This is a genomic window from Tsukamurella sp. NPDC003166, assembly GCF_040611135.1.
Classification (GTDB): Bacteria; Actinomycetota; Actinomycetes; order Mycobacteriales; family Mycobacteriaceae; genus Tsukamurella.
The window spans coordinates 53,656-72,564 of the sequence record NZ_JBEXNL010000012.1; the positions used below are offsets into that span (position 1 = coordinate 53,656).

An 18,909-nucleotide genomic window follows, 5' to 3' on the forward strand; every position below is an offset into this window, starting at 1 on the left:
CCGTAGCCGCGATGACATTTCAGGAGCCGGCGAGCCCTGCGCAGTCCCCTGCACGCACCGCCGCGGAACTGGGGGAGGACGGCGTGATCGCGCTGGCCGTCGCCGGTGTGCGGCCCGATCCCCGCGTGCTGGTGGGGCCGGGCGACGACGCCGCCGTCGTGGCCGCCGCCGACGGCCGGACCGTGGTCTCGTCCGACGCGATCGTCGAGGGTCGGCACTTCCGGTTCGACCTGACGACTCCGGAGCACGTGGGGCGGCGCGCGATGGCGCAGAACGCCGCCGACATCGCGGCCATGGGCGCGGTGTGCACCGCGTTCACGGTCACACTGGGGTGCCCGCCCGACACCGGCGCGGACGTGATCGCGGGGATCGCGCGCGGCACCACCCGCGGCGCGGCCGACGCCGGCGGCGCCGTCGCCGGGGGAGACGTGGTGCGCACCGATCAGGTGCTGCTGGCCGTGACCGTGCTCGGCGATCTGCAGGGCCGCGCGCCGGTGCTGCTGTCGGGCGCCCGCCCGGGCGATGTGGTCGCGGTGTGCGGCACGCTCGGGCACTCCGCCGCGGGCCTCGACGTGCTGCTCGCGGGTGTCGGCGGCCACGAGGGCCTCGTGGAGACCTACCGCTGCCCGGTGCCGCCGCTCGCGGCCGGCCCGCAGGCCGCCGAGGCCGGGGCCACCGCCCTCACGGACGTCTCCGACGGTCTGCTCCGCGACGCCCGGGCCCTCGCAGGTGCCTCGGGCGTCGCCATCGCGCTCGACGGTGCGCGGCTCGCCCCGGATGCCGAGCTGGTCGCCTGCGCGGCGGCACTCGGAGCCGACGCGGATCGGTGGGTGCGCACCGGTGGCGAGGACCACGCCCTGCTCGCGGCCTTCCCCCCGCGGACGGCCCTGCCGGAGGGCTGGCGCGCGATCGGCACCGCGCTCGCGCCCGGGACGCTGCCCGCGGGCACCGTCACCGTCGACGGCGATGCGGGACCCGCCGCGGGCGGCTGGAACACCTTCACCGAGAGCGACGAGGAGAACGGACGATGACGGCGCGACCCCTGACGGACACCGTCGAGGCCGGATGGGCGCGTGCCCTGGCCCCGGTCGCGGACGAGATCACCGCGATGGGCGAATTCCTGCGGGCGGAGAACGCGGAGGGGCGGGGCTACCTGCCCGCAGGCGCGAACGTGCTGCGCGCCTTCCGGCAGCCCTTCGCGGATGTCCGGGTGCTCATCGTGGGCCAGGATCCGTACCCCACCCCGGGGCACGCGGTCGGGTTGTCCTTCTCGGTGGATCCGTCGGTGCGGCCGATCCCGCGGAGCCTGCAGAACATCTACCGCGAGTACTGCGAGGACCTGGACCTGCCGATGCCCGCGAACGGCGACCTCTCGCCGTGGTCGCGACAGGGCGTGCTGCTGCTGAACCGGGTCCTGACGGTGCGTCCGGGCGAGGCCGCCTCGCACCGCGGCAGGGGCTGGGAGAAGGTCACCGAGTGCGCGATCGATGCGCTGGTCGCCCGGGACGCGCCGCTGGTCGCGATCCTGTGGGGCCGCGACGCGGCGTCGCTCGGGCCGCGGCTCGGGGATGCACCGCGGATCGAGTCGGTGCATCCGTCGCCGCTGTCCGCTTCGCGGGGCTTCTTCGGCTCGCGGCCGTTCTCGCGGGCGAACGAGTTGTTGGCCGGGCTGGGAGCGGAGCCGATCGACTGGCGGCTGCCGCACCTCGCCGCGGCACGCTGATCCGCCGGGCACGGGCCTCGGACGCAACGGATACGCCAAGGCCCGCCACCTCGGAGGTGACGGGCCTTGGCGGAAAGCGCTCCTCGCGTACTACCCGCGAACGACCTTGCCGGCCTTGATGCACGAGGTGCACACGTTCAGGCGACGGGTCTGGCCGGGCGCGACCTGGGCGCGCACGGTCTGGATGTTCGGGTTCCACCGGCGGTTGGTACGCCGATGCGAGTGCGAGACCGACTTACCGAAGCCGGGGCCCTTGTCGCAGACGTCGCAGACGGCAGCCATAGTCGTGTACTCCTCGCAATAGTTGAAAACCTGTGCTTCGCCCCGCCGGCCCTGAACATGTGGAACACATGCCCGGACGCGAGGCAACCCTGCAAGCATAGCCGAGGCCGCCGACGGAGCCAAACCGCTCTGCGGGCCCGTATCGGTCGGACCCGACCACTAGGCTTGCGGTCGTGACGGGACCGATGGTGGCGGACGGGCGCGTGGTGGTCGCCTGGCTCCAGCGCGCGGTCCTCGGCCTGGAACGTGCCGTGGACGAGATCAACGCGCTGAACGTGTTCCCCGTGGCGGACGCCGATACGGGGACGAACATGCTGGTCACGCTCCGTGCCGCGGCGCGCGCGGCGGAGGTGGCGGACCGCACCGAGGGGCCGCACGCGGTGGCTCGGGCGACGGTCGCCGGGGCGGTCGCCGGCGCCCGCGGCAACTCGGGGGTCATCGTCTCCCAGATCATGCGCGGTCTGGCGGGGGAGCTCGGCCCGGACGCGGACCTCACGGCGGAGGGACTCGCGACCGGCCTGCGCCGGGGTACCGACCTCGTGACGACCGCCGTCGCCGAGCCGATCGAGGGCACCATCCTGTCCGTCCTGCGGGCGGGGGCCGACGGTGCCGGGGCCGCCCTCGCGGGCGGCGCGGATCTGCCCGCCTGTGCGCGGGGCTCCGCGGACGCGGCGTTCGACGCGCTGCTGCGCACCCGCGACCAGCTGGCCGACAACGCCGAAGCCGGGGTCGTCGACGCCGGCGGCCGAGGGCTGCTCGTGCTCCTCGACGCGCTCGTCGAGGTCACCGCCGGCACCGCGCCCGAGCGGCCGCGGTTCAGCCGGCGGATCGCGCCGCACGTGCACGTCGGCGAGAGCGAAGGGCACGTGCATCACCACGGCGAGGATCCGCCGCGCGGTCCCCACGCGGACTACGAGGTCATGTACCTGCTGCCAGACGCGACCGAGGCCACGGCGAACCGATTGCGGGCGGAGTTGCAGGCCTTCGGCGACTCCGTGGTCGTGGTCGCGGCGGCCGACCCTGATCCGGTGGCCACCTGGTCGGTCCACACCCATACCACCGAGCCCGGCGCCGCGATCCAGACCGGCCTGCGGCACGGCAAGCTGCGCAGCATCGCTGTCAACGTCCTCCAGGAGGCGGGACAGGCCGAGACGCCGCTGCAGGCACTGCTCGACGCGCCTCGGGCCATCGTCGCCCTCGTCTCCGGCGACGGTGCCGCGGAGCTGTTCGCGGGAGCGGGTGCCGAGGTGATCCGCTGCGATCAGGGCATGACCCACGCCGAGTTGCTTGCGGCGCTGCACCGCTTCGAGGGCCGCGAGGTGCTGCTCATGCCCAACGGTGCCCTGCCGACCCCCGAGCTGCTGGCGGTCGCGGCCCGGTCCCGGGAGTCGGGCGTGCTCGTGACGCTGTTGCCCACCTCGTCGATGGTGCAGGCGATCGCGGCGCTCGCGGTGCACGAGCCCTCGGGGCACGCCGCCGACGACACGTACTCCATGGCGGAGGCGGCGGCCGGGGCGCGCTGCGGCTCCGTCGTGGCGGTCACCGAGGATGCTCTGACGATCCTCGGCCCCTGCGGTCCGGGCGACTACCTGGGCATGGTCGGCGGTGAGGTGGTGGTGCTCGAGGAGGATCAGTACTCCGCCGGAGAGGCGCTCACGGAGCTGCTGCTCGCCACGGGCGGGGACATGGTCACGGTGCTGCTCGGCGACGCGGCCGACGGCGACTTCCCCGATCGGGTGAGTGCGGCGCTGCGCCCGGACCGGCCCGAGGTCGAGGTGATGGGCTACCGCGGTGGGCAGAGCGCCAGCGTGATGGAGATCGGCGTCGAATGACCGCTGCACGCGACCTCACGCTGCAGACGCCGCTGGCGCGGGCCCTCGATCCCGAGATCGCCGAGCTGGTCACCACGGAGCTCGGGCTGTACACCGCCGGGGACCTGCTGCGGCACTTCCCGTTCCGGTACGAGGGCGGGGCCGTCGAGGACGACGGTACGCGGCGCTCCGAGCCCCGGATCGGCGACGACGTGGTGGTCATCGGCACCGTCACGGCGATCACGCCGCCGCGGGCGCACCATCGCGGCAAGAAGATGTTCAAGGTGCAGGTGGTCAACAAGGTCCGCGCCTACGACGTGACCTTCTTCAACTACCTGCCCAAGCCGATCCAGCCCGACCGTCAGCTGTTGCTCATCGGCAGGCTCGGCGAGTTCAACGGGAAGCTGCAGCTGACGCACCCCGAGTGGCTCGTCCTGCCGGACACGACGATCACCTCGGCGGAGGCGCTGGCCGCGAACGAGGCGGGCTCGACCAAGGCCGGCTCGAAGCGGCTCAAGTTCGCGGACCTGAGCCTGCTGATGCAGCCGACCGTCCCGATCTACCACGGCACCAAGAACATGCCCACGTGGCTGATCCTCTCGCTCGTGGACGCGCTGCTCAAGCGGCTTGCGCCCGTGCCGGAGTCGCTGCCCATGGAGTTCCTCGCGCTGCACGGCCTGATGGGCTTGGACGAGGCGGTGCGCGCGGCGCACAAGCCCGACGGGCGAGCGCAGTCGGAGCAGGCCAAGCGCCGGCTCGCGTTCGACGAGGCCGTCGCGATCGAGACCGCCCTGGCACGCCGCGCGCACGATGTCGGCACCGTCAGCGCCCCGCCGCTGCACGCGCCCGACGGTCCGCTCCAGGCCGGGCTGCGCGAGCGACTCCCGTTCTCCCTCACCGCCGGCCAGGAGGAGGTGCTCGCCGAGATCCTCGCGGACCTGGCGCGCGATCACCCGATGACCCGGCTGCTGCAGGGCGAGGTGGGCTCGGGCAAGACGCTGGTCGCGCTGCTGGCGATGCTCGCCGCGGTCGACGCGGGGCACCAGGCGGTGCTGCTGGCCCCGACCGAGGTCCTCGCCACGCAGCACCTGCTCTCGATCTCGAAGATGCTGGGCGACCTCGCGGAGGCGGGGCAGCTGGGCGCGGCCGACGCCGCCACCACGGTGACGCTGCTGACGGGGTCCATGACGGTCAAGCAGCGGCGCGCGGCGCTGTTGCGCATCGTGACCGGCGAGGCCGGCATCGTCATCGGCACGCACGCGCTGCTGGAGGACACGGTCGAGTTCTTCCGGCTGGGCCTGGTCGTGGTCGACGAGCAGCACAGGTTCGGCGTGGAGCAGCGCGACCGGCTGCGGCGCAAGGGTACCGGCGAGAGCACCGACGACGACTCCATGCCGCACCTGCTGGTGATGACGGCCACGCCGATCCCGCGCACCGTCGCCCTGGCCCAGTTCGGCGACATGGCGACCTCGGTACTGCGCGAGCTGCCGCGCGGCCGGCAGCCGATCCAGACCTCCGTGGTCCCGGCGGAGCGGGAGGCGTGGGTCGCTCGGGCGTGGGCCCGCGTCGACGAGGAGGTCCGCGCCGGGCGTCAGGTGTACGTGGTGTGCCCCCGGATCGGCGACGACGCCACGGGCGAACAGGCCAAGGCCGGTTTCACCGACGAGGACTACGATTTCGACAAGCCGACGGCTGCGCCGAAGGCGCAGGCGCGGAGCTCGTCCCGCGACGATCGTGATGAAGAAGACGAAACGAAGCAGAACACCGTGTCGGCGATCGAGATGTACGACGAACTGGCCGCGGGCCCGCTCGGCGAGCACCGGATCGCCCTCCTGCACGGCCGCCTCCCCGCCGAGGAGAAGTCGGAGATCATGGCCGCCTTCGCCGCCGGCGAGATCGATATCCTGGTGGCCACCACGGTGATCGAGGTCGGCGTCGACGTGGCGAACGCGACCACCATGGTGGTCCGCGATGCGGACCGGTTCGGCATCAGCCAGCTGCACCAGCTGCGCGGCCGGGTGGGTCGCGGCGGGCTGCCCGGGCTGTGCCTGCTCTTCACGGCGAGCGGATCCGAGCGCACGCTGGGGCGGCTGAACGCGGTGGCGGACACCGTCGACGGCTTCGCCCTCGCCCAGCTCGACCTGGAGTACCGCGGCTTCGGCGACATCCTCGGCGTGGACCAGTCCGGGCTCGCCCGGCGCCTGAGCTTCCTGGACCTCGCGACCGACGGGGACGTGCTCGCCGCGGCGCGGGACCTCGCGTACGAGATCGTGGGCGAGGACCCGGAACTCGCGGACCACGCCGCCCTGCGGGCGATGAACGACGTCGTCCTCGGCGGCGACCGCGGCGACTACCTCGACAAGGCGTGAGCGGCGGTCGTCCAGGACTTCGCGGGCGAGGACCGCATCGTCCGAACGGCTGTCGCGGGACCTCCTGTAGCTACGGAGGCCGCCCTCATCTCGCACATCGAGACGACGACGGCTCTCCTGCTGCTGCGATCGCGTGCCAGTGGCGTCGCTATCGACTGATCCGCTCCATCAGTGAGCTGACCTGAGCTGCGCGGACCTGTGCGCGGCACGCGAGACGCAATCGCCGCGATGTCTCCGCAAGCACTGCGGACCGTCGCCCATCCACCATGGGCCCGAGGCTTGTGGCCGCGTCCAGGAACTGCTCCGCATCCCGGAGCTGACGATCGGCGCGCGGAACCGCGCGACCGAGTGATTCCACCGCGGCGCGGGCTTCGATGACCGCGTCTCGAGCGGTCTGCAGAGCGTCGGAGAGAACGTCGGAAGGGGCGCTCAGCAGGCGCAGGGTCCAGAATTCGCCCGTCTCGTCCACATAGTAGTAGCCGTGGCTGGGTTCGCGCACCTCGAGGTCGCGGTCGGCCGGGCCGACGCACGCGCGGTACTCCCCGGCAGCGGGATCGACGACCGCGGTGAAGGCGTTCCCGCGGTGCGCGGCCGACGCGGCCCATTCACCACCCGCGTTCCACACGGCGACCGCATCTTCGTACGGACCGTCGGGGATCGTTCCGCCCGTGCGGTACATCGCCGTCAGGAAGTCTCCGTCGATGCCGCCGACGCCCGCGTTCGCCTGGTCCGCGAAGAAGCGGTTGCGCGCCGCGCTGTTCCGCGTGCCGCGCCGCGCGGCCGCCGTGCCCGCGTCGGTGGTGCCGGGCCGTTCGGGGAAGGGCAGGTACCAACCACCCTCCTCGTCGAAGACGAACTCGTCCGGGACGTGCCACGCGTCCGGATCGGGGCTCAGCGCATTGTTGTTCGCGTAGAGCACGTCCATCGGCGTGCCTGACCGCGACGCGGTCCGTTCCCGCAGGACGGGACGGGGGCGCTCCGGGCTGCCTGCCCGCTGTTCGATCGCCACGCCGTAGTCGTCGTCGGCCCACAGGCCGCCCGCGGAGCCCAGGATCCGGCCGGGATCGCCCACCGGCATCGCGAGCATCATGTCGCGCGCTTCCTCGGCGCTGTTCGCGAATTGAAGGGCATGGAAGGTCGCGGCGCCGCGTCGGACCCCGTATCCCCACTCCTCCTGTGGACCGCCACCGTTGCTCGCGCCCTCGTTGCCGTGCCCCCCGTGATGCACGTAGGTCACGCCCTTGCTGTTGAATCCGGGGTGTCCGGCCATGTAGAACCGCCCGAGCCCGGGGATGAATCCGTTGGCGGAGAACGGGGTGTAGACGAAGCTGTTCCCCTTGTCGGGGAAGGCCATGATGGTTGCCTGGTGGGTGCAGTCGTGGTCGGTGGTCGACGCGGCGTGCAGGTTGCCGTCCGCCGTCGCAGTGCCCCACGCGCAGAAGCCGCTGCACATGTCGACCGTCTCGCCGTTCGCGGTGACGACGGCGCCGCTGTAGACGTTCGTGCCGTACGACTTGTCTTCGGTGAGTTCCTCCGCCATGAGTACGTGGTGGTCCGCGGGCGGGAGATAGCCGGTCCACACCGCGACCGCCTGCTCCGGTGTCAAGGGGATTCCACGGTCGTTCGCGCCGGCGGACCAGCCGTGGGCGAACTCGACGATCTCCGGGGTGTGCCTTTCGAGCTCTGCGGTCCACTGCGCGAGGACCTCTCGCTCCTCGTCCGTAACGACGTGTTCCGTGAGATGGGCGAAGATCCACGGTCCGTAGATGTCGAGAATCTGGTTCGCGTACTGGACGCCCATCTCGCGGTTGCTGCCTTCGAGTACGACGACCGGGCAGACGGACGGCACGAGGGGAGCACCGTCGGGGGTGAGTGGGGTCTCGCCCGAGAGTCCGAGGGGCTCCGAGATCGGGGCCGGAATCTCGGTCTCTCCGATCACCGCGTCGGCGACCTCGATCGCTCGCGTCAGGGCGCCGCGAAAGCGGTGCAGGAGGGCTTCGAGATCGGTCGTCGGCGCGGAGCCGGCAGCGTCGATGTACGTGCCGTCGGCGCGGCCGAGGCTCCATTTCGCGCCGTGCATGTCGGTCAGGATGGCATCGATCGTGTGCAGGCCCGCGTCGCTGCGTGGATCGGCGGCGTCGAGTGTTCCGACGAGTCGGGACGCCACGTGCACGCCCATGAGGGCGGCTTCCTTCATGATCCGGACCGCCTCCAGGGTCGCGGGGCCAGAGGCGCCCGCAGCCAGCCGCAGTCCGGCGAGGATACCGCCGTAGCGTCGGAGCTCGGTCTCGCGATCGGGCGGAGCGGGGTGTGCGCGGCCGATGATCGTGGTGGTTCGGGATTCGCTCATGGTGGTCTCCTCGATCGCCGATCGGGGCGATCAGTCGGTGCTGGTCAGGTCGGGGCGGCGATCAAACGAGCGCGACGGGCCGGCGTCGCAGCGAGGGTTCGGCGGCCATCGCTTGCACGAAGGTGGGGGCCCGCATCGCGGCGAAGGTGCCGAGGAGCCCCACCACGGCCGCGGCGGTCACGTAGAAGGGCAGTACCGGGTAGCCGCCGTGGGTGTGCAGCCACTCCGCGAGCAGTGGGAAGGTGCCGCCGAAGAGCATGGTGGCGACGCCGATGACCAAGCCGGCCCCGACCGCGCGGACCTCGACGGGGAAAAGGAGCCCGGCGACCAGGTTGATCGCCATGGTCACGGGGGCGGTCATGAGGCCCAGGATCAAGGCGCCGGCCCAGAAGGGCACGGCATGGGACTGCATGGCGAAGAGCAGGGGGAGGGTGAGCAGCGCCTGCACCACGAAGCCCGTGCGCACCACGACCAGCGGACCGATGCGATCGGCGAGCCAGCCGGCGCACAGCGTCGCGACGAGCACCATCGCCAGGACGAAGGTCATGTAGCTGGACGCCGACGCCTTATCGACGATGCCGCGGTTGTGCGCGTACACCGGCAGGTAGATCATCTCGAAGTAGAAGGGGACGGTGCCGGCGATCGACATGCCGAGGAGCGCCAGGCACGACCACCGGTGCTCCCGTAGGACGGTGCCGACGGGCGGCCGGACGGTGCCGTGCTCCTCCTTGAGGCGTTCGAAGGCCGCGGACTCGGGGGCGCACCGTCGGACCCAGATGGCGAGGAGCCCGAGTGCGGCGGCGATCGCGAAGCCCCAGCGCCATCCGCCGTCGGACAGCCCGTCCTTCCCGAACACCGCGTACAGCACGGTGATCGTTCCGAACGCGAGGAGCGAGCCGATCATCATGCCCCCGTAGGAGATGGCGCTGAACCGCCACCGCATGCCGCGCGGCGCGGCCTCCGTCACGTACGCGGCCACCGTCGGCGTCTCGCCGCCGTAGGCGAGGCCCTGCACCACGCGGAAGACGACGGCCAGGACGGCGGACGCGGCGCCGATGGTCGCGGCCGACGGCAGGAGGGCGATGCAGAGGCTCGCTATCGCGATCGCGGCCATACTCACCGTGAGGCCGATCCGACGGCCGTGGCGGTCGCTGAACCGGCCGATCAGGACGCTGCCGAGCGGTCGGGCGAGGAAGCCCACCGCGAATCCGGCGTACGCGGCGAGGAGCTCGCTGCTCCCCGCGCCGAACACGGCGGCGGCGAAGAACGGGGCGAGGACCGCGTAGATGTTCCAGTCGAACGATTCGACGATCGCGCCCACCGTGGAAGCGGTGAGCTCCTTCCTCGAACGTCCCGGTTCTTGGGGCGCGGTTTCGATGTGGTCGGTGTCCATCGGTTGACTCCTTCGGCTTCCGCCGTCTCGCGGCGATTCGGCAAGCCTGAGAGTTCGGGCGACGCGAGGCCGAAATTGTGCGTAGCTTGCTGTTCATGGCGCCCGAATCTCAGGAATTCGCCGATCTGCAGGAATCTGAGCAGGAATTGATCAGCGTCCTCCAGGTGAATCCGCGTGTCTCGTGGGTGGCCGCCGCCGGCGCTCTCCGCGTCGACCCGACCACGATCAGTCGGACGTGGCGCGGCTTGACCGAATCGGGGCGTGCGTGGGTCTCCGCCTATCCCCGCGCCACCGAGTCCGGCCCACCTCTGATCGCCTTCATCGAGATCTCCTGCGGCGCCGGATCCGTCGACGCCGTCGCCGATGCTCTCGTCGGTCGCCCGTGGGCGGCGACCGTCGAGCGCACGACGGGACGTCGCGACCTCCTGGTCAGCGGCATGGTCCGCGACCTCGAGGCGCTGACGGCTCTGCTGACCCAGGAACTCGAGGTGATCGACGGCGTGGTGTCGACGAGGATCCAGGTGGCCACCGTGATCACGGTGGAGGGCGCCGGCTGGCGTCTCGGCGCGTTGTCTCCCGAGGCGATCCGCCGGGTCACCGACGACCGCCCGCTCGCCTATCCCCGGTCCACGCGCGTCGACCACCGGGATCGGGCGCTGATGGATCTCCTCGGCGTCGACGGACGGATCGGCTACAGCGAGGCGGCCGTCGCCACCGGGCTGGGGATCACGACGGTCCGCCGAAGGATCCAGCGCCTGATCTCCTCCGGAGCGGTCGGTCTCCGTTGCGAGGTGGCGCAGCCGCTCAGCGGCCGGCCCGTGGCGGCGACGCTGTGGTGCCGAGTCGCGCCCGGGAGCATGAACCAGGTCATGTCGGGGCTGAGCGCGATGCCCGAGGTCCGGCTGTGCGCCTCGACGACAGGCGGTCCGACGAATCTGCTGCTGACGCTCTGGCTGCGCTCGCCCGGGGATCTGCAGCGCCTCGAGGAGCAGCTCAGCGAGCGGGTCGCGGCCCTGCAGGTCGAGGACCGTGCCCTGGTTCTGCGCCACTACAAGCGCATGGGGCGAATACTCGGGGACGCGGGCCGCGCGGTGGGGGTGGTACCGGTCAGGCCTCGATGAAAAAGATATCGCGTCATAAAATCGGCGAAGACCTTGACTGTCGTCCGACGCTAACTTACGGTTGCGTAGGTTAGTAGACCACGACCGGTAAGGGCGGGCCCGCATGGCGATCACCGATATCCCCGAGTACGCGCACCTCACAGAGGCCGACGTGGAGACTCTGGGGGCGGAGCTGGATGCGATCCGGCGTGATATCGAGGCCGTGCGCGGTGAGACGGATGTGCAGTACTTGCGGCGGACGATCGCGGCGCAGCGCGGGCTCGAGGTGGCGGGGCGGGCGATGCTGTTGGGGGCGCATAAGCGGGGTTTCTGGTGGGGGTCGGCGGTGTCGCTGGGGTTGGCGAAGGTCATCGAGAACATGGAGCTCGGGCACAACATCATGCACGGGCAGTGGGATTGGATGAACGATCCCGAGGTGCATTCGACCACGTGGGAGTGGGACAACGCGGGTACCTCGCGCCTGTGGAAGCACACGCACAATTACGTGCATCACAAGTACACGAACGTCCTCGACATGGACGACGACGTGGGCTTCAAGACGCTGCGGGTCACGCGGGATCAGCCCTGGCAGCCCTTCCATGCGGGGAACCTGGTCTACAACACCCTGCTGATGCTGCTCTTCGAGTACGGCGTGGCGATCCAGCACCTCGAGCTCGGCCGGGCCGCCACCAAGTGGAACCGGCCGTGGTTCGACCGCGCGAAGTTCAAGGCCGATGCGGGGGACGTGGGCCGGAAGATCGGGCGGCAGGTCTTCAAGGACTACGCGGCGGCCCCGCTGCTGGGTGTTCCGCTGGGAGGCCGGCGGGGCTGGCGCAAGGCCCTGACGGCGACGCTCACGGCGAACCTGATCCGCAACGTGTGGACGAACGCCGTCATCTTCTGCGGCCACTTCCCCGACGGTGCCGAGAAGTTCACCGAGCAGGACGTCGACAACGAGACGCAGGCGGAGTGGTATCTGCGGCAGATGCTGGGCAGCGCGAACCTCTCCGGCGGCCCAGCGGTCGACTTCCTCTCGGGCAACCTGAGCTACCAGATCGAGCACCACATGTTCCCCGATCTGCCGTCGAACCGGCTGTCGCAGATCGCGATCCGGGTGCGCGCGCTGTGCGAGAAGTACGACCTGCCGTACACGATCGGCCCGCTGCACGTGCAGTACGCGAAGACGTGGCGGACCATCGCCAAGCTGTCGCTGCCGGACAAGTACCTGCGCGACACGGCCGACGACGCGCCCGAGACCGCGTCCGAGGCGATGTTCCTCGGCACCGGGTTCGAGGACCCGGTCGTCGACGCGCGCACCGGACGCCGGTTCGGCCTCAAGGCCGCCCGCGCGGCCGTCCACGCCCGACGGGGCCGTCGCCGCCGCTGATCCGCCGCTCGGCGGCCGCTACCGTCGGCATCCGCGCACGAACGCCCGACCGTGCCACCGCACCGTCGGGCGTTCGCGCGTGCCGCACCGTCGTCAGTCGCGCCGTAACAGCTGCTCGGCGTTGGCCGCGGCGAGTTCGCGCCAGTTCCGTGCCCCGGTGGGCGGCGCGGCCTCGTCGATGGCCTTGAGCACGGCGTCGATCGCGGCGTCCGGAGTCCAGCACGAGTCGCTGCCGTAGACGATCCGCTCGGTGCCGGCTTGCGACGCGAGGGCGGGGATGGCGGTGGGGAACGGCGTCCCGGCGGTGTCGAACCAGAGCTTGCGCAGTGTCTTCGCCCACGGCTCCGCCGCCGGCACACCGATGCCCTTCTGGAACAGCCCGATCCGCTCGCTGAGGATCGGGAGCGTCGCGCCTGAGTGCGGCACGACGATCCGTAGCTCCGGGTGCCGCGCGAGGACGCCCGAGAATCCGAGATCGACGACGGAACGCGTCGTGTCGAACATGAACTCCAGCATGGGGCGTGGCCGCCCCAAGGCGGTCCGCTCCCACCCGGGAGGCGACGTCGGGTGCACCAGGACGATCGCCCGCCGCGATGCCAGCTCGGCCCAGAGCGGTTCGAGCGCAGCGTCTCCGAGGTACTGACCACCCGCGTTCGACATCACGATGACGCCGATCGCCCCGGCGCTCAGGGCCCGTCGCGCCTCGACGACGGCCGCATCGACGTCCGGGAGCGGAAGCGAGGCGAAATGGTCGAGCCGGGTCGGATGGGCGCGGACCTCCGCCGTCGCTCGGTCGTTGACCGTGCGAGCGAGCTCGGCCGCCCGGGCATCATCGCCGAAGTGCACACCCGGCGAGGAGATGGACAGCACCGCCTTGCGGATGGCTCGCCGATCCATGTCGGCGAGCTGCTTGTCGATGTTCCACGCCGGCCAGGCGGGCATGCCGTCCGGCTTCTCGTGGCCGACCGAGCGCGCCGCGGCGATGTAGTCGTCGGTGACGAAGTGCGCGTGCACGTCGACGAGGCCCGCCCCGCCGCCCGCCGTTCCCGACGGCGCCGCGGACGAGCTGGGCGCACCGGCCTGTTGCGGTCCCGCGCAGGCAGCGAGGACCGCGGTGGACGCCACTGCGGCCGTGCCGAACAGGGCCCGCCGACGGTTGATCGTCGGCCCCGCCGACATGGAATCGCTCATACTTCGGCCGCCGACCCGACGGGGGCGGCGCCACTGAGCTGGGCGCGCAGACCGTCCACGATCCGGCCGATCTCGGAGGGATCGACCGCGACGCCGAACAGGTAGTGATCGGGACGGACTAGCGCTGACAGGTGGCTGACCTCGGTCATGTGGGTGAGGTAGGTGTCGTCGAGGTCGACGACGTCGTCATCGGTCTCGACGTCGGCTTCGGACGCCACGAACCGCACGATCCTCACGCCCAGCGCGTCGAGGAAGGCCGACTGTTCCGCGGAGAGTTCGGCGCGCGCGTCGATGATCGAGGCGAGGAGGAAACCGGTGCCGAGCACTTCGTCGAGCAGCCCCGTGCGACCCCGGTGCGTGACGCGCCCCTGACCGCTGAGGCGGCCGGCGCCGACCCCGAGCGCACCGTCGGGCGTGCGGTGCAGCAGCCCGCCGGTGAGGGTCGCCGGAGGGATCGGCGGCAGGACCTTGTCCGGATCGCCACCCTGGCTGAGCATGAAGCCGTCGCGCTCCGCGACGGCCGCCGGATCAGTCACGCAGATGACCTTGCCGAGCTCGATCGAGAGTCCGATGGCGTGCTGGACGTGCCCCGACCGCTCGGTCCCGTAGGTGTCGAGTAGATCGGGGTGAGCCTGATCGCGCAGGACGAGATCCAGCTTGAAGGCGAGATTGGCCGCGTCCCGGATGCCGGAGCACATGCCCTGGCCCGCGAAGGGCGGCATCTGGTGCGCCGCATCGCCGGCCAGGAGCAGCCGGCCGGCACGCCAGCGGTCGGCCCACCGTGCCTGGAAGGTGTACACGGCGTGCCGCTCGAGGTCGGCGTTGTCAGGAGTCAGGTTCCACGGCTGCAGGAGGCGCCAGGCGGTCTCGTCGGTGTTCAGCTCGTCGATGGTCTCGCCGGGCATGCGCATGAACTCCCAGCGCCGGCGCCCGGGCCCGCCGGAGACGACGCTGGTGGGCCGCTCCGGATCGCAGATCTGCAGGTTGACCGGGCTCCATTCGCGCTGTACCTGGGGGATCACGTCGACGATCAGCCAGTCGAAGAAGAAGCCCAGGTCGGTCATCGACGTCGGCATGTGCGTGCGGACGAAGCTGTTCGCCCCGTCGCAGCCGATCACGTACGACGCGCGGAAGGCCTTGTGCTTGACCAGAGGACCGTGTGCGGTGACGACCACGGAGTCCGCTTCCTCGCGCAGCGCCACCGCCTCGTAGCCGCGTAGCACGGTGATGTTCGCGTGCGTCTCCGCGGCGGAGGCGAGCTCGGCCTCGAGCGCGGGCTGGTTGAACATGTTCGCGCGCGGCCAGCCCGACGGTCCCGTGCCGCTCCAATCGAACTGCAGCAGAGTCTCTCCCGCTCGGTTCTGCCAGTCGTACGTGCTCGCCTTCTCGCTGAGCGGACCCAGGCGATCGGCGAGTCCCGCATCGGCGAGCAGCCGGGCGACCTCGTCGTCGAAGTGCACGGCCCGGGGCTGCGGATAGGCGTTCGGCCACCGCTCGAGCACCGTGACGGTCCATCCGGATCGCGCGAGGTAGAGCGCTGTCGTAAGGCCGACGGGGCCGGCCCCGATCACGAGGACGCCGGACGCTCCGGACGCGGGGCTGTCGTACTGGCTGTCGGTGCTCATGGGTACTCCTGATCGTGATCGTCGTGTGTGCTAAGCCGTGCCGCCGGCTGTGACGCGGGTCTCAGACTATCCGAAGAGTTGTCGATAAAGCCATAAGAAAAAGATATTCGGTCGAAACGTCGGTCTTCGCGCTACAGTGAGGACGGCGTGTGAGCGCCGTCACCGGGTCCCGCTCGGACCGGTCTCAGGTAGGAGGAGTCCCCATGCCGTTCTCGTACACGTTCGACGACATCGCCGATCGTCCCGTAGCCGTCTTCGGCGCCGGCACTCTCGGCCGCCGGATCGCCATGATGCTCGCCTCGCGCGGCGGGCTGGTGCGGATCTACAGCCGCAGCGCCGAGACCGCCGCCGAGGCGGTCCGGTACGTCGAGGAGACCCTTCCGGGTGTCCTCAAGGCGCGCGGATCGGGGGCGGCCGGCACCGTCGTGCCCGTCACCGACGTCGCCGAGGCGCTCGACGACGCTTGGCTCGCCATCGAGACGGTGCCGGAGCGACTCGACGTGAAAAAGGCCATGTGGTCGGCGATCGATGCGGCCGCGGCGCCCGACACCATCTTCGCGACCAACTCCTCGTCGTACCCGTCGCGACTGATGGCGGACGCGGTCTCGGACCGGACCCGCCTGTGCAACCTGCACTTCTACATGCCGCCGGCCGCCAACGGTGCCGACCTCATGTCCGACGGCGAGACCGACCCGGAAGTCCTGGCGACATTGCAGCGGATCCTGCCGGAGTTCGACGTCCATCCGTTCATCGCTCACCGCGAGTCCACCGGCTTCATCTTCAACAGGGTGTGGGCGGCCATCAAGCGCGAATCCCTGGCCGTCGTGGAAGAAGGTGTCGCGGAACCCGCCTCTGTCGATGCGCTGTTCCGGCTCAACATGGGAGCCCCGATCGGGCCGTTCCAGTTGATGGACGCAGTCGGACTCGATGTCGTCCTCGACATCGAGGAACACTACGCGCAGCAGCACCCGAACCTGCCGACCGGGCCGCGGGAGCTGCTCCGCCGGTACGTCGACGAGGGCAAGCTGGGGGTCAAGACCGGCGAGGGCTTCTATCGCCACGGGGAGACGTCGTGACGGCCGGCGCCTGATGCCGACCCCACGGGCCCGACCCGCTGGGTCGGGCCCGTGCGTGTTCGCCAGGATCAGCCCAGGCGCGGGAACAGGGGGAGGGAGTTGGTGCGATTGATCGCTGCGGACTGTTCGGCCGTCAATCCGGAGTCCGCGTCGAGCACCTCGGTGATGCGGGTGCCGAGCGCCGCCGGCGCGTAGGGGAAATCGCTGCCGAAGAGGATTCGCGACGGATCGGCGAAGTCGGTCAGCGCGGCCATGGTGGCCTGGCCCGCCGACAGCGCGGTGTCGAAGTAGAAGCCCCGCAGTTGCTCCAGGACCTCCTCGGGGGTCGGTCCGCCCGCTGCGACGTTCAGCAGCGAGCGCACCAGGGAGAAGCGCATCGCCGCGTACGGGACGAACCCGCCGGCGTGCGAGAGGATGATCTTCGTGTCCGGGTAGCGCAGCGGAACGTTGTTGTAGGCCATGTGCACGGCGTTGCGGGTGGTGTCGAAGGGGTAGTCGACGACCGGGCCGGGGACGCCCGGAAGCACGGGCAGCAGCGGATGCCCGGGGTGGATGAACACCACGGCGCGGTGCCGGTTCAGGGCCTCCCACACCGGCGCATAGCTGTCGTCGCCCAGGTACACGCCCTCGTAGTTCGACAGCAGCACGACGCCGTCGGCGCCGAGTTCCCCGAGCGCGTAGTCGATTTCGGCCACGGCGCCGTCGACGTCCGGCAGTGGCACCGTCGCGAAGTTGCCGAACCGGTCGGGGCGGTCGCTCACCAGGCCCGCGGTGTACTCGTTGACCCGGCGGGCCATCTCCCGCCGCTCGGAACCCTTCCAACCCACCACGCTCGGGGCGGTCAGGGACAGTACGCTCGTGGCGATGCCGTTGGCGTCCATGAAGCTCAGGTGGGCGTCGGGGCTCCAGGGCGGGGTGGTCCAGCCCGACGGATCTCCGCCGTGCGCGGGGAGGGCTTCGCCCCAGAAGGACGGAACGAGGTGGGTGTGAACGTCGATGCGGTTGTTCTCGGTCATGTCCTCACCGTGCCGCCCGGCGCGCGGTCGTTGCAGGGGGCAAAAATGATCCCCCTTCGGGATGAGACACGCTGATGGCCCGCGACGCACGGAATACACAGCTCGGGGCCTTTCTCCGGGCCCGCCGCGGCGAGGCTCCCGCGCCGCCGGGAAGACGCCGCGTGCCCGGGCTTCGTCGTGGCGAGGTCGCGGCGCGCGCCTTCATCAGTGAGGAGTACTACACCCGCATCGAGCAGGGGCGCGCGGTGCCCAGCCCGGAACTCGTCGAGCGCATCGGTGCCGTCCTCGGGTTCGACGGTGACCAGGCCGCGTACGCGCTCGGCCTCCTGGGCCAGCCCGCGCCCGCGGCACCGTCGAACGGTCCCGACAGTGCCCTGACCGCCGTGCTGGACCACCTCGGCGACCTACCGGCGGTGGTGGTCGGCCCGTTCACCGCGATCCTGGCGTGGAACGCGGCGGCCGCGGCGCTGCTCATCGACTTCGGCCGGGTCCCGGTCGAGGAACGTCTGTACGTACGCCTGCTGTTCACGGACGAGCAACTGCAGAATCGGTTCGAGGACCTCGACGCCATGCGCCGCACGGTGATCGGCGTCGTGCGCACGAGCGCACCGTCGGGAATCCCGACAGGGGAGTGGATCGCGGACCTGGCCCGGATCAGTCCCGAGTTCGCGGCGCTCTGGGAGCGGAACGACGCGGTCCGGCCGCACCTACGGATCCGGGTTCGGCTGTGCGGCGACGACGGCGCGGTGACCGCGTACGACCAGGTGGTGCTCCAGTCGGCCGATGATTCGGCGCACCGCCTGGTGCTGTTCGTACCGGCCGGCTGAATCAGGCGCTCGCGGTGTCGGCCTCGGCCACCGCTGCGGCGTAGCCGATCAGGACTTCGGTGGTGCGCTCGATGTGTGCGACCAGGGCTGTTGCCGCTGCGTCGGCATCGCGGGCGAGGGTGAGGTCCGCGATCTGCTGGTGCTCGGCGGCGGCGTCGCGGTGGTCGTCGTGTGCGAGGGTGCGCGACCAGTGGATGTACAGGTCCGAGCAGTCCCGCAGGCCGTCGGCGATGCCGGTGAGCCGCTTGCTCGATCCGCCGGCCAGCAGCACGTGGTGGAACTGCCGGTGGGCCTCGGACCAGTCCGGGTTGAACCTGCCGTCGTCGCCCGTCATCGGCGTCCGCTGCAAGCGGTGGTGCGCCGCGAGCACGCTGGACTCCCAGGTCAGGTCACCGTCGGCGATCGATTCCCGCAGCGCGATCGCCTCGATCAGCGTGCGGGCGCGCGTCAGGTCCTGCAGTCCCTCGACGGACAGGTCGGAGACGGTGAAGCCGCGCTGCGGCATGGCGATCACGAGGCCGCGTTCGGCGAGCCGGGTGAGTGCCTCGCGCAGGACGCTGGGGCTCACGCCGAAGCGGGCCGCGGTCTCGCTGATGTGCACCTTGGAACCCGGTGCCAGCTCGCCGCGAAGCAGTTCGTCGCGGAGCCGGTCGTGTACCACCTCGGCGAGTGTCGCCTTCTCGGTGCTCGATGTCATGCCGCAAGAATAGCCCAGATGCAGGCAGTTCACCGATTGTCGGCTCAAATATCTTTTTTCGC

General features: G+C 70.9%; 15 protein-coding genes. 8 read left to right on the plus strand and 7 right to left on the minus strand.

All coding sequences use genetic code 11. The annotated features are described in order from the left end of the window. The first annotated feature begins 11 nt into the window (after positions 1 to 11). Positions 12 to 1,031 carry a thiamine-phosphate kinase gene (locus ABZX10_RS14650; RefSeq protein ID WP_355540871.1) on the plus strand — a complete coding sequence of 340 codons (1,020 nt, stop codon included), beginning with the start codon at positions 12 to 14 and terminating at the stop codon, positions 1,029 to 1,031. After that, positions 1,028 to 1,723: a uracil-DNA glycosylase gene (locus tag ABZX10_RS14655; RefSeq protein WP_355540874.1), complete on the plus strand. Its 696-nt coding sequence runs from the start codon at positions 1,028 to 1,030 to the stop codon at positions 1,721 to 1,723. The genes ABZX10_RS14650 and ABZX10_RS14655 overlap by 4 nt, the downstream gene beginning before the upstream one ends. A 90-nt stretch (positions 1,724 to 1,813) precedes the next feature. On the opposite strand, the gene rpmB is transcribed toward ABZX10_RS14655, so the two are convergent. Beyond that, positions 1,814 to 2,005: a 50S ribosomal protein L28 gene (gene rpmB, locus ABZX10_RS14660; protein WP_068521417.1), complete on the minus strand. Its 192-nt coding sequence runs from the start codon at positions 2,003 to 2,005 to the stop codon at positions 1,814 to 1,816. Positions 2,006 to 2,178: 173 nt separating this feature from the next. On the opposite strand from rpmB, the gene ABZX10_RS14665 reads away from it, so the two are divergent. After that, positions 2,179 to 3,837, plus strand: coding sequence for a DAK2 domain-containing protein (locus ABZX10_RS14665; protein ID WP_355540878.1), 1,659 nt, complete (start codon positions 2,179 to 2,181; stop codon positions 3,835 to 3,837). After that, positions 3,834 to 6,185 (plus strand): ATP-dependent DNA helicase RecG, encoded by a 2,352-nt coding sequence (locus ABZX10_RS14670; RefSeq protein ID WP_355540881.1) that lies wholly within the window; start codon positions 3,834 to 3,836, stop codon positions 6,183 to 6,185. The genes ABZX10_RS14665 and ABZX10_RS14670 overlap by 4 nt, the downstream gene beginning before the upstream one ends. Positions 6,186 to 6,333: 148 nt before the next feature. Here the strand turns inward: ABZX10_RS14670 and ABZX10_RS14675 are convergent, their stop codons facing one another. Together ABZX10_RS14675 and ABZX10_RS14680 are read right to left on the minus strand one after the other, a co-directional pair. After that, on the minus strand, positions 6,334 to 8,535 hold the full coding sequence (locus ABZX10_RS14675; RefSeq protein ID WP_355540884.1) for a hypothetical protein: 2,202 nt from the start codon (positions 8,533 to 8,535) through the stop codon (positions 6,334 to 6,336). A 61-nt stretch (positions 8,536 to 8,596) separates the two neighbouring features. Then, on the minus strand, positions 8,597 to 9,928 hold the full coding sequence (locus ABZX10_RS14680) for an MFS transporter (RefSeq protein WP_355540887.1): 1,332 nt from the start codon (positions 9,926 to 9,928) through the stop codon (positions 8,597 to 8,599). A gap of 95 nt (positions 9,929 to 10,023) precedes the next feature. Here ABZX10_RS14680 and ABZX10_RS14685 point away from each other — a divergent pair, with 95 nt between their 5' ends. Together ABZX10_RS14685 and ABZX10_RS14690 are read left to right on the plus strand one after the other, a co-directional pair. Further along, positions 10,024 to 11,049: an Lrp/AsnC ligand binding domain-containing protein gene (locus tag ABZX10_RS14685; RefSeq protein WP_355540890.1), complete on the plus strand. Its 1,026-nt coding sequence runs from the start codon at positions 10,024 to 10,026 to the stop codon at positions 11,047 to 11,049. 103 nt (positions 11,050 to 11,152) lie between these two features. Next, positions 11,153 to 12,415 (plus strand): acyl-CoA desaturase, encoded by a 1,263-nt coding sequence (locus ABZX10_RS14690; RefSeq protein ID WP_355540893.1) that lies wholly within the window; start codon positions 11,153 to 11,155, stop codon positions 12,413 to 12,415. A 93-nt stretch (positions 12,416 to 12,508) separates the two neighbouring features. On the opposite strand, the gene ABZX10_RS14695 is transcribed toward ABZX10_RS14690, so the two are convergent. After that, entirely contained in the window at positions 12,509 to 13,606 is a 1,098-nt protein-coding gene (locus ABZX10_RS14695; RefSeq protein WP_355540896.1) for an amidohydrolase family protein, read from the minus strand. Next, positions 13,603 to 15,231, minus strand: coding sequence for a bifunctional 3-(3-hydroxy-phenyl)propionate/3-hydroxycinnamic acid hydroxylase (locus tag ABZX10_RS14700; RefSeq protein ID WP_355540899.1), 1,629 nt, complete (start codon positions 15,229 to 15,231; stop codon positions 13,603 to 13,605). Before ABZX10_RS14700 ends, ABZX10_RS14695 begins: the two co-directional genes overlap by 4 nt. Before the next feature lie 203 nt (positions 15,232 to 15,434). Between ABZX10_RS14700 and ABZX10_RS14705 the strand changes: the two genes are divergently transcribed. Further along, positions 15,435 to 16,307, plus strand: coding sequence for a 3-hydroxyacyl-CoA dehydrogenase family protein (locus ABZX10_RS14705; protein WP_355540902.1), 873 nt, complete (start codon positions 15,435 to 15,437; stop codon positions 16,305 to 16,307). Between the two features lie 68 nt (positions 16,308 to 16,375). Here the strand turns inward: ABZX10_RS14705 and ABZX10_RS14710 are convergent, their stop codons facing one another. Next, the gene (locus tag ABZX10_RS14710; protein WP_355540905.1) at positions 16,376 to 17,323 is read right to left on the minus strand and encodes an amidohydrolase family protein; all 948 of its coding nucleotides are present in this window, start codon (positions 17,321 to 17,323) and stop codon (positions 16,376 to 16,378) included. Positions 17,324 to 17,397: 74 nt separating this feature from the next. On the opposite strand from ABZX10_RS14710, the gene ABZX10_RS14715 reads away from it, so the two are divergent. Further along, the gene (locus tag ABZX10_RS14715) at positions 17,398 to 18,150 is read left to right on the plus strand and encodes a helix-turn-helix transcriptional regulator (RefSeq protein ID WP_355540908.1); all 753 of its coding nucleotides are present in this window, start codon (positions 17,398 to 17,400) and stop codon (positions 18,148 to 18,150) included. 1 nt (position 18,151) lies between these two features. On the opposite strand, the gene ABZX10_RS14720 is transcribed toward ABZX10_RS14715, so the two are convergent. Continuing rightward, positions 18,152 to 18,847 (minus strand): GntR family transcriptional regulator, encoded by a 696-nt coding sequence (locus ABZX10_RS14720; RefSeq protein WP_355540911.1) that lies wholly within the window; start codon positions 18,845 to 18,847, stop codon positions 18,152 to 18,154. Between the last annotated feature and the right edge of the window lie 62 nt (positions 18,848 to 18,909).

Coding starts and splice junctions, on each gene's coding strand:
- ABZX10_RS14715 (WP_355540908.1), top strand. CDS start 17,398: ATGGCCCGCGACGCACGGAATACACAGCTCGGGGCCTTTCTCCGGGCC.
- ABZX10_RS14705 (WP_355540902.1), top strand. CDS start 15,435: ATGCCGTTCTCGTACACGTTCGACGACATCGCCGATCGTCCCGTAGCC.
- ABZX10_RS14655 (WP_355540874.1), top strand. CDS start 1,028: ATGACGGCGCGACCCCTGACGGACACCGTCGAGGCCGGATGGGCGCGT.
- ABZX10_RS14700 (WP_355540899.1), bottom strand. CDS start 15,231: ATGAGCACCGACAGCCAGTACGACAGCCCCGCGTCCGGAGCGTCCGGC.
- ABZX10_RS14675 (WP_355540884.1), bottom strand. CDS start 8,535: ATGAGCGAATCCCGAACCACCACGATCATCGGCCGCGCACACCCCGCT.
- ABZX10_RS14685 (WP_355540890.1), top strand. CDS start 10,024: ATGGCGCCCGAATCTCAGGAATTCGCCGATCTGCAGGAATCTGAGCAG.
- ABZX10_RS14670 (WP_355540881.1), top strand. CDS start 3,834: ATGACCGCTGCACGCGACCTCACGCTGCAGACGCCGCTGGCGCGGGCC.
- rpmB (WP_068521417.1), bottom strand. CDS start 2,005: ATGGCTGCCGTCTGCGACGTCTGCGACAAGGGCCCCGGCTTCGGTAAG.
- ABZX10_RS14695 (WP_355540896.1), bottom strand. CDS start 13,606: ATGAGCGATTCCATGTCGGCGGGGCCGACGATCAACCGTCGGCGGGCC.
- ABZX10_RS14710 (WP_355540905.1), bottom strand. CDS start 17,323: ATGACCGAGAACAACCGCATCGACGTTCACACCCACCTCGTTCCGTCC.
- ABZX10_RS14650 (WP_355540871.1), top strand. CDS start 12: ATGACATTTCAGGAGCCGGCGAGCCCTGCGCAGTCCCCTGCACGCACC.
- ABZX10_RS14680 (WP_355540887.1), bottom strand. CDS start 9,928: ATGGACACCGACCACATCGAAACCGCGCCCCAAGAACCGGGACGTTCG.
- ABZX10_RS14690 (WP_355540893.1), top strand. CDS start 11,153: ATGGCGATCACCGATATCCCCGAGTACGCGCACCTCACAGAGGCCGAC.
- ABZX10_RS14720 (WP_355540911.1), bottom strand. CDS start 18,847: ATGACATCGAGCACCGAGAAGGCGACACTCGCCGAGGTGGTACACGAC.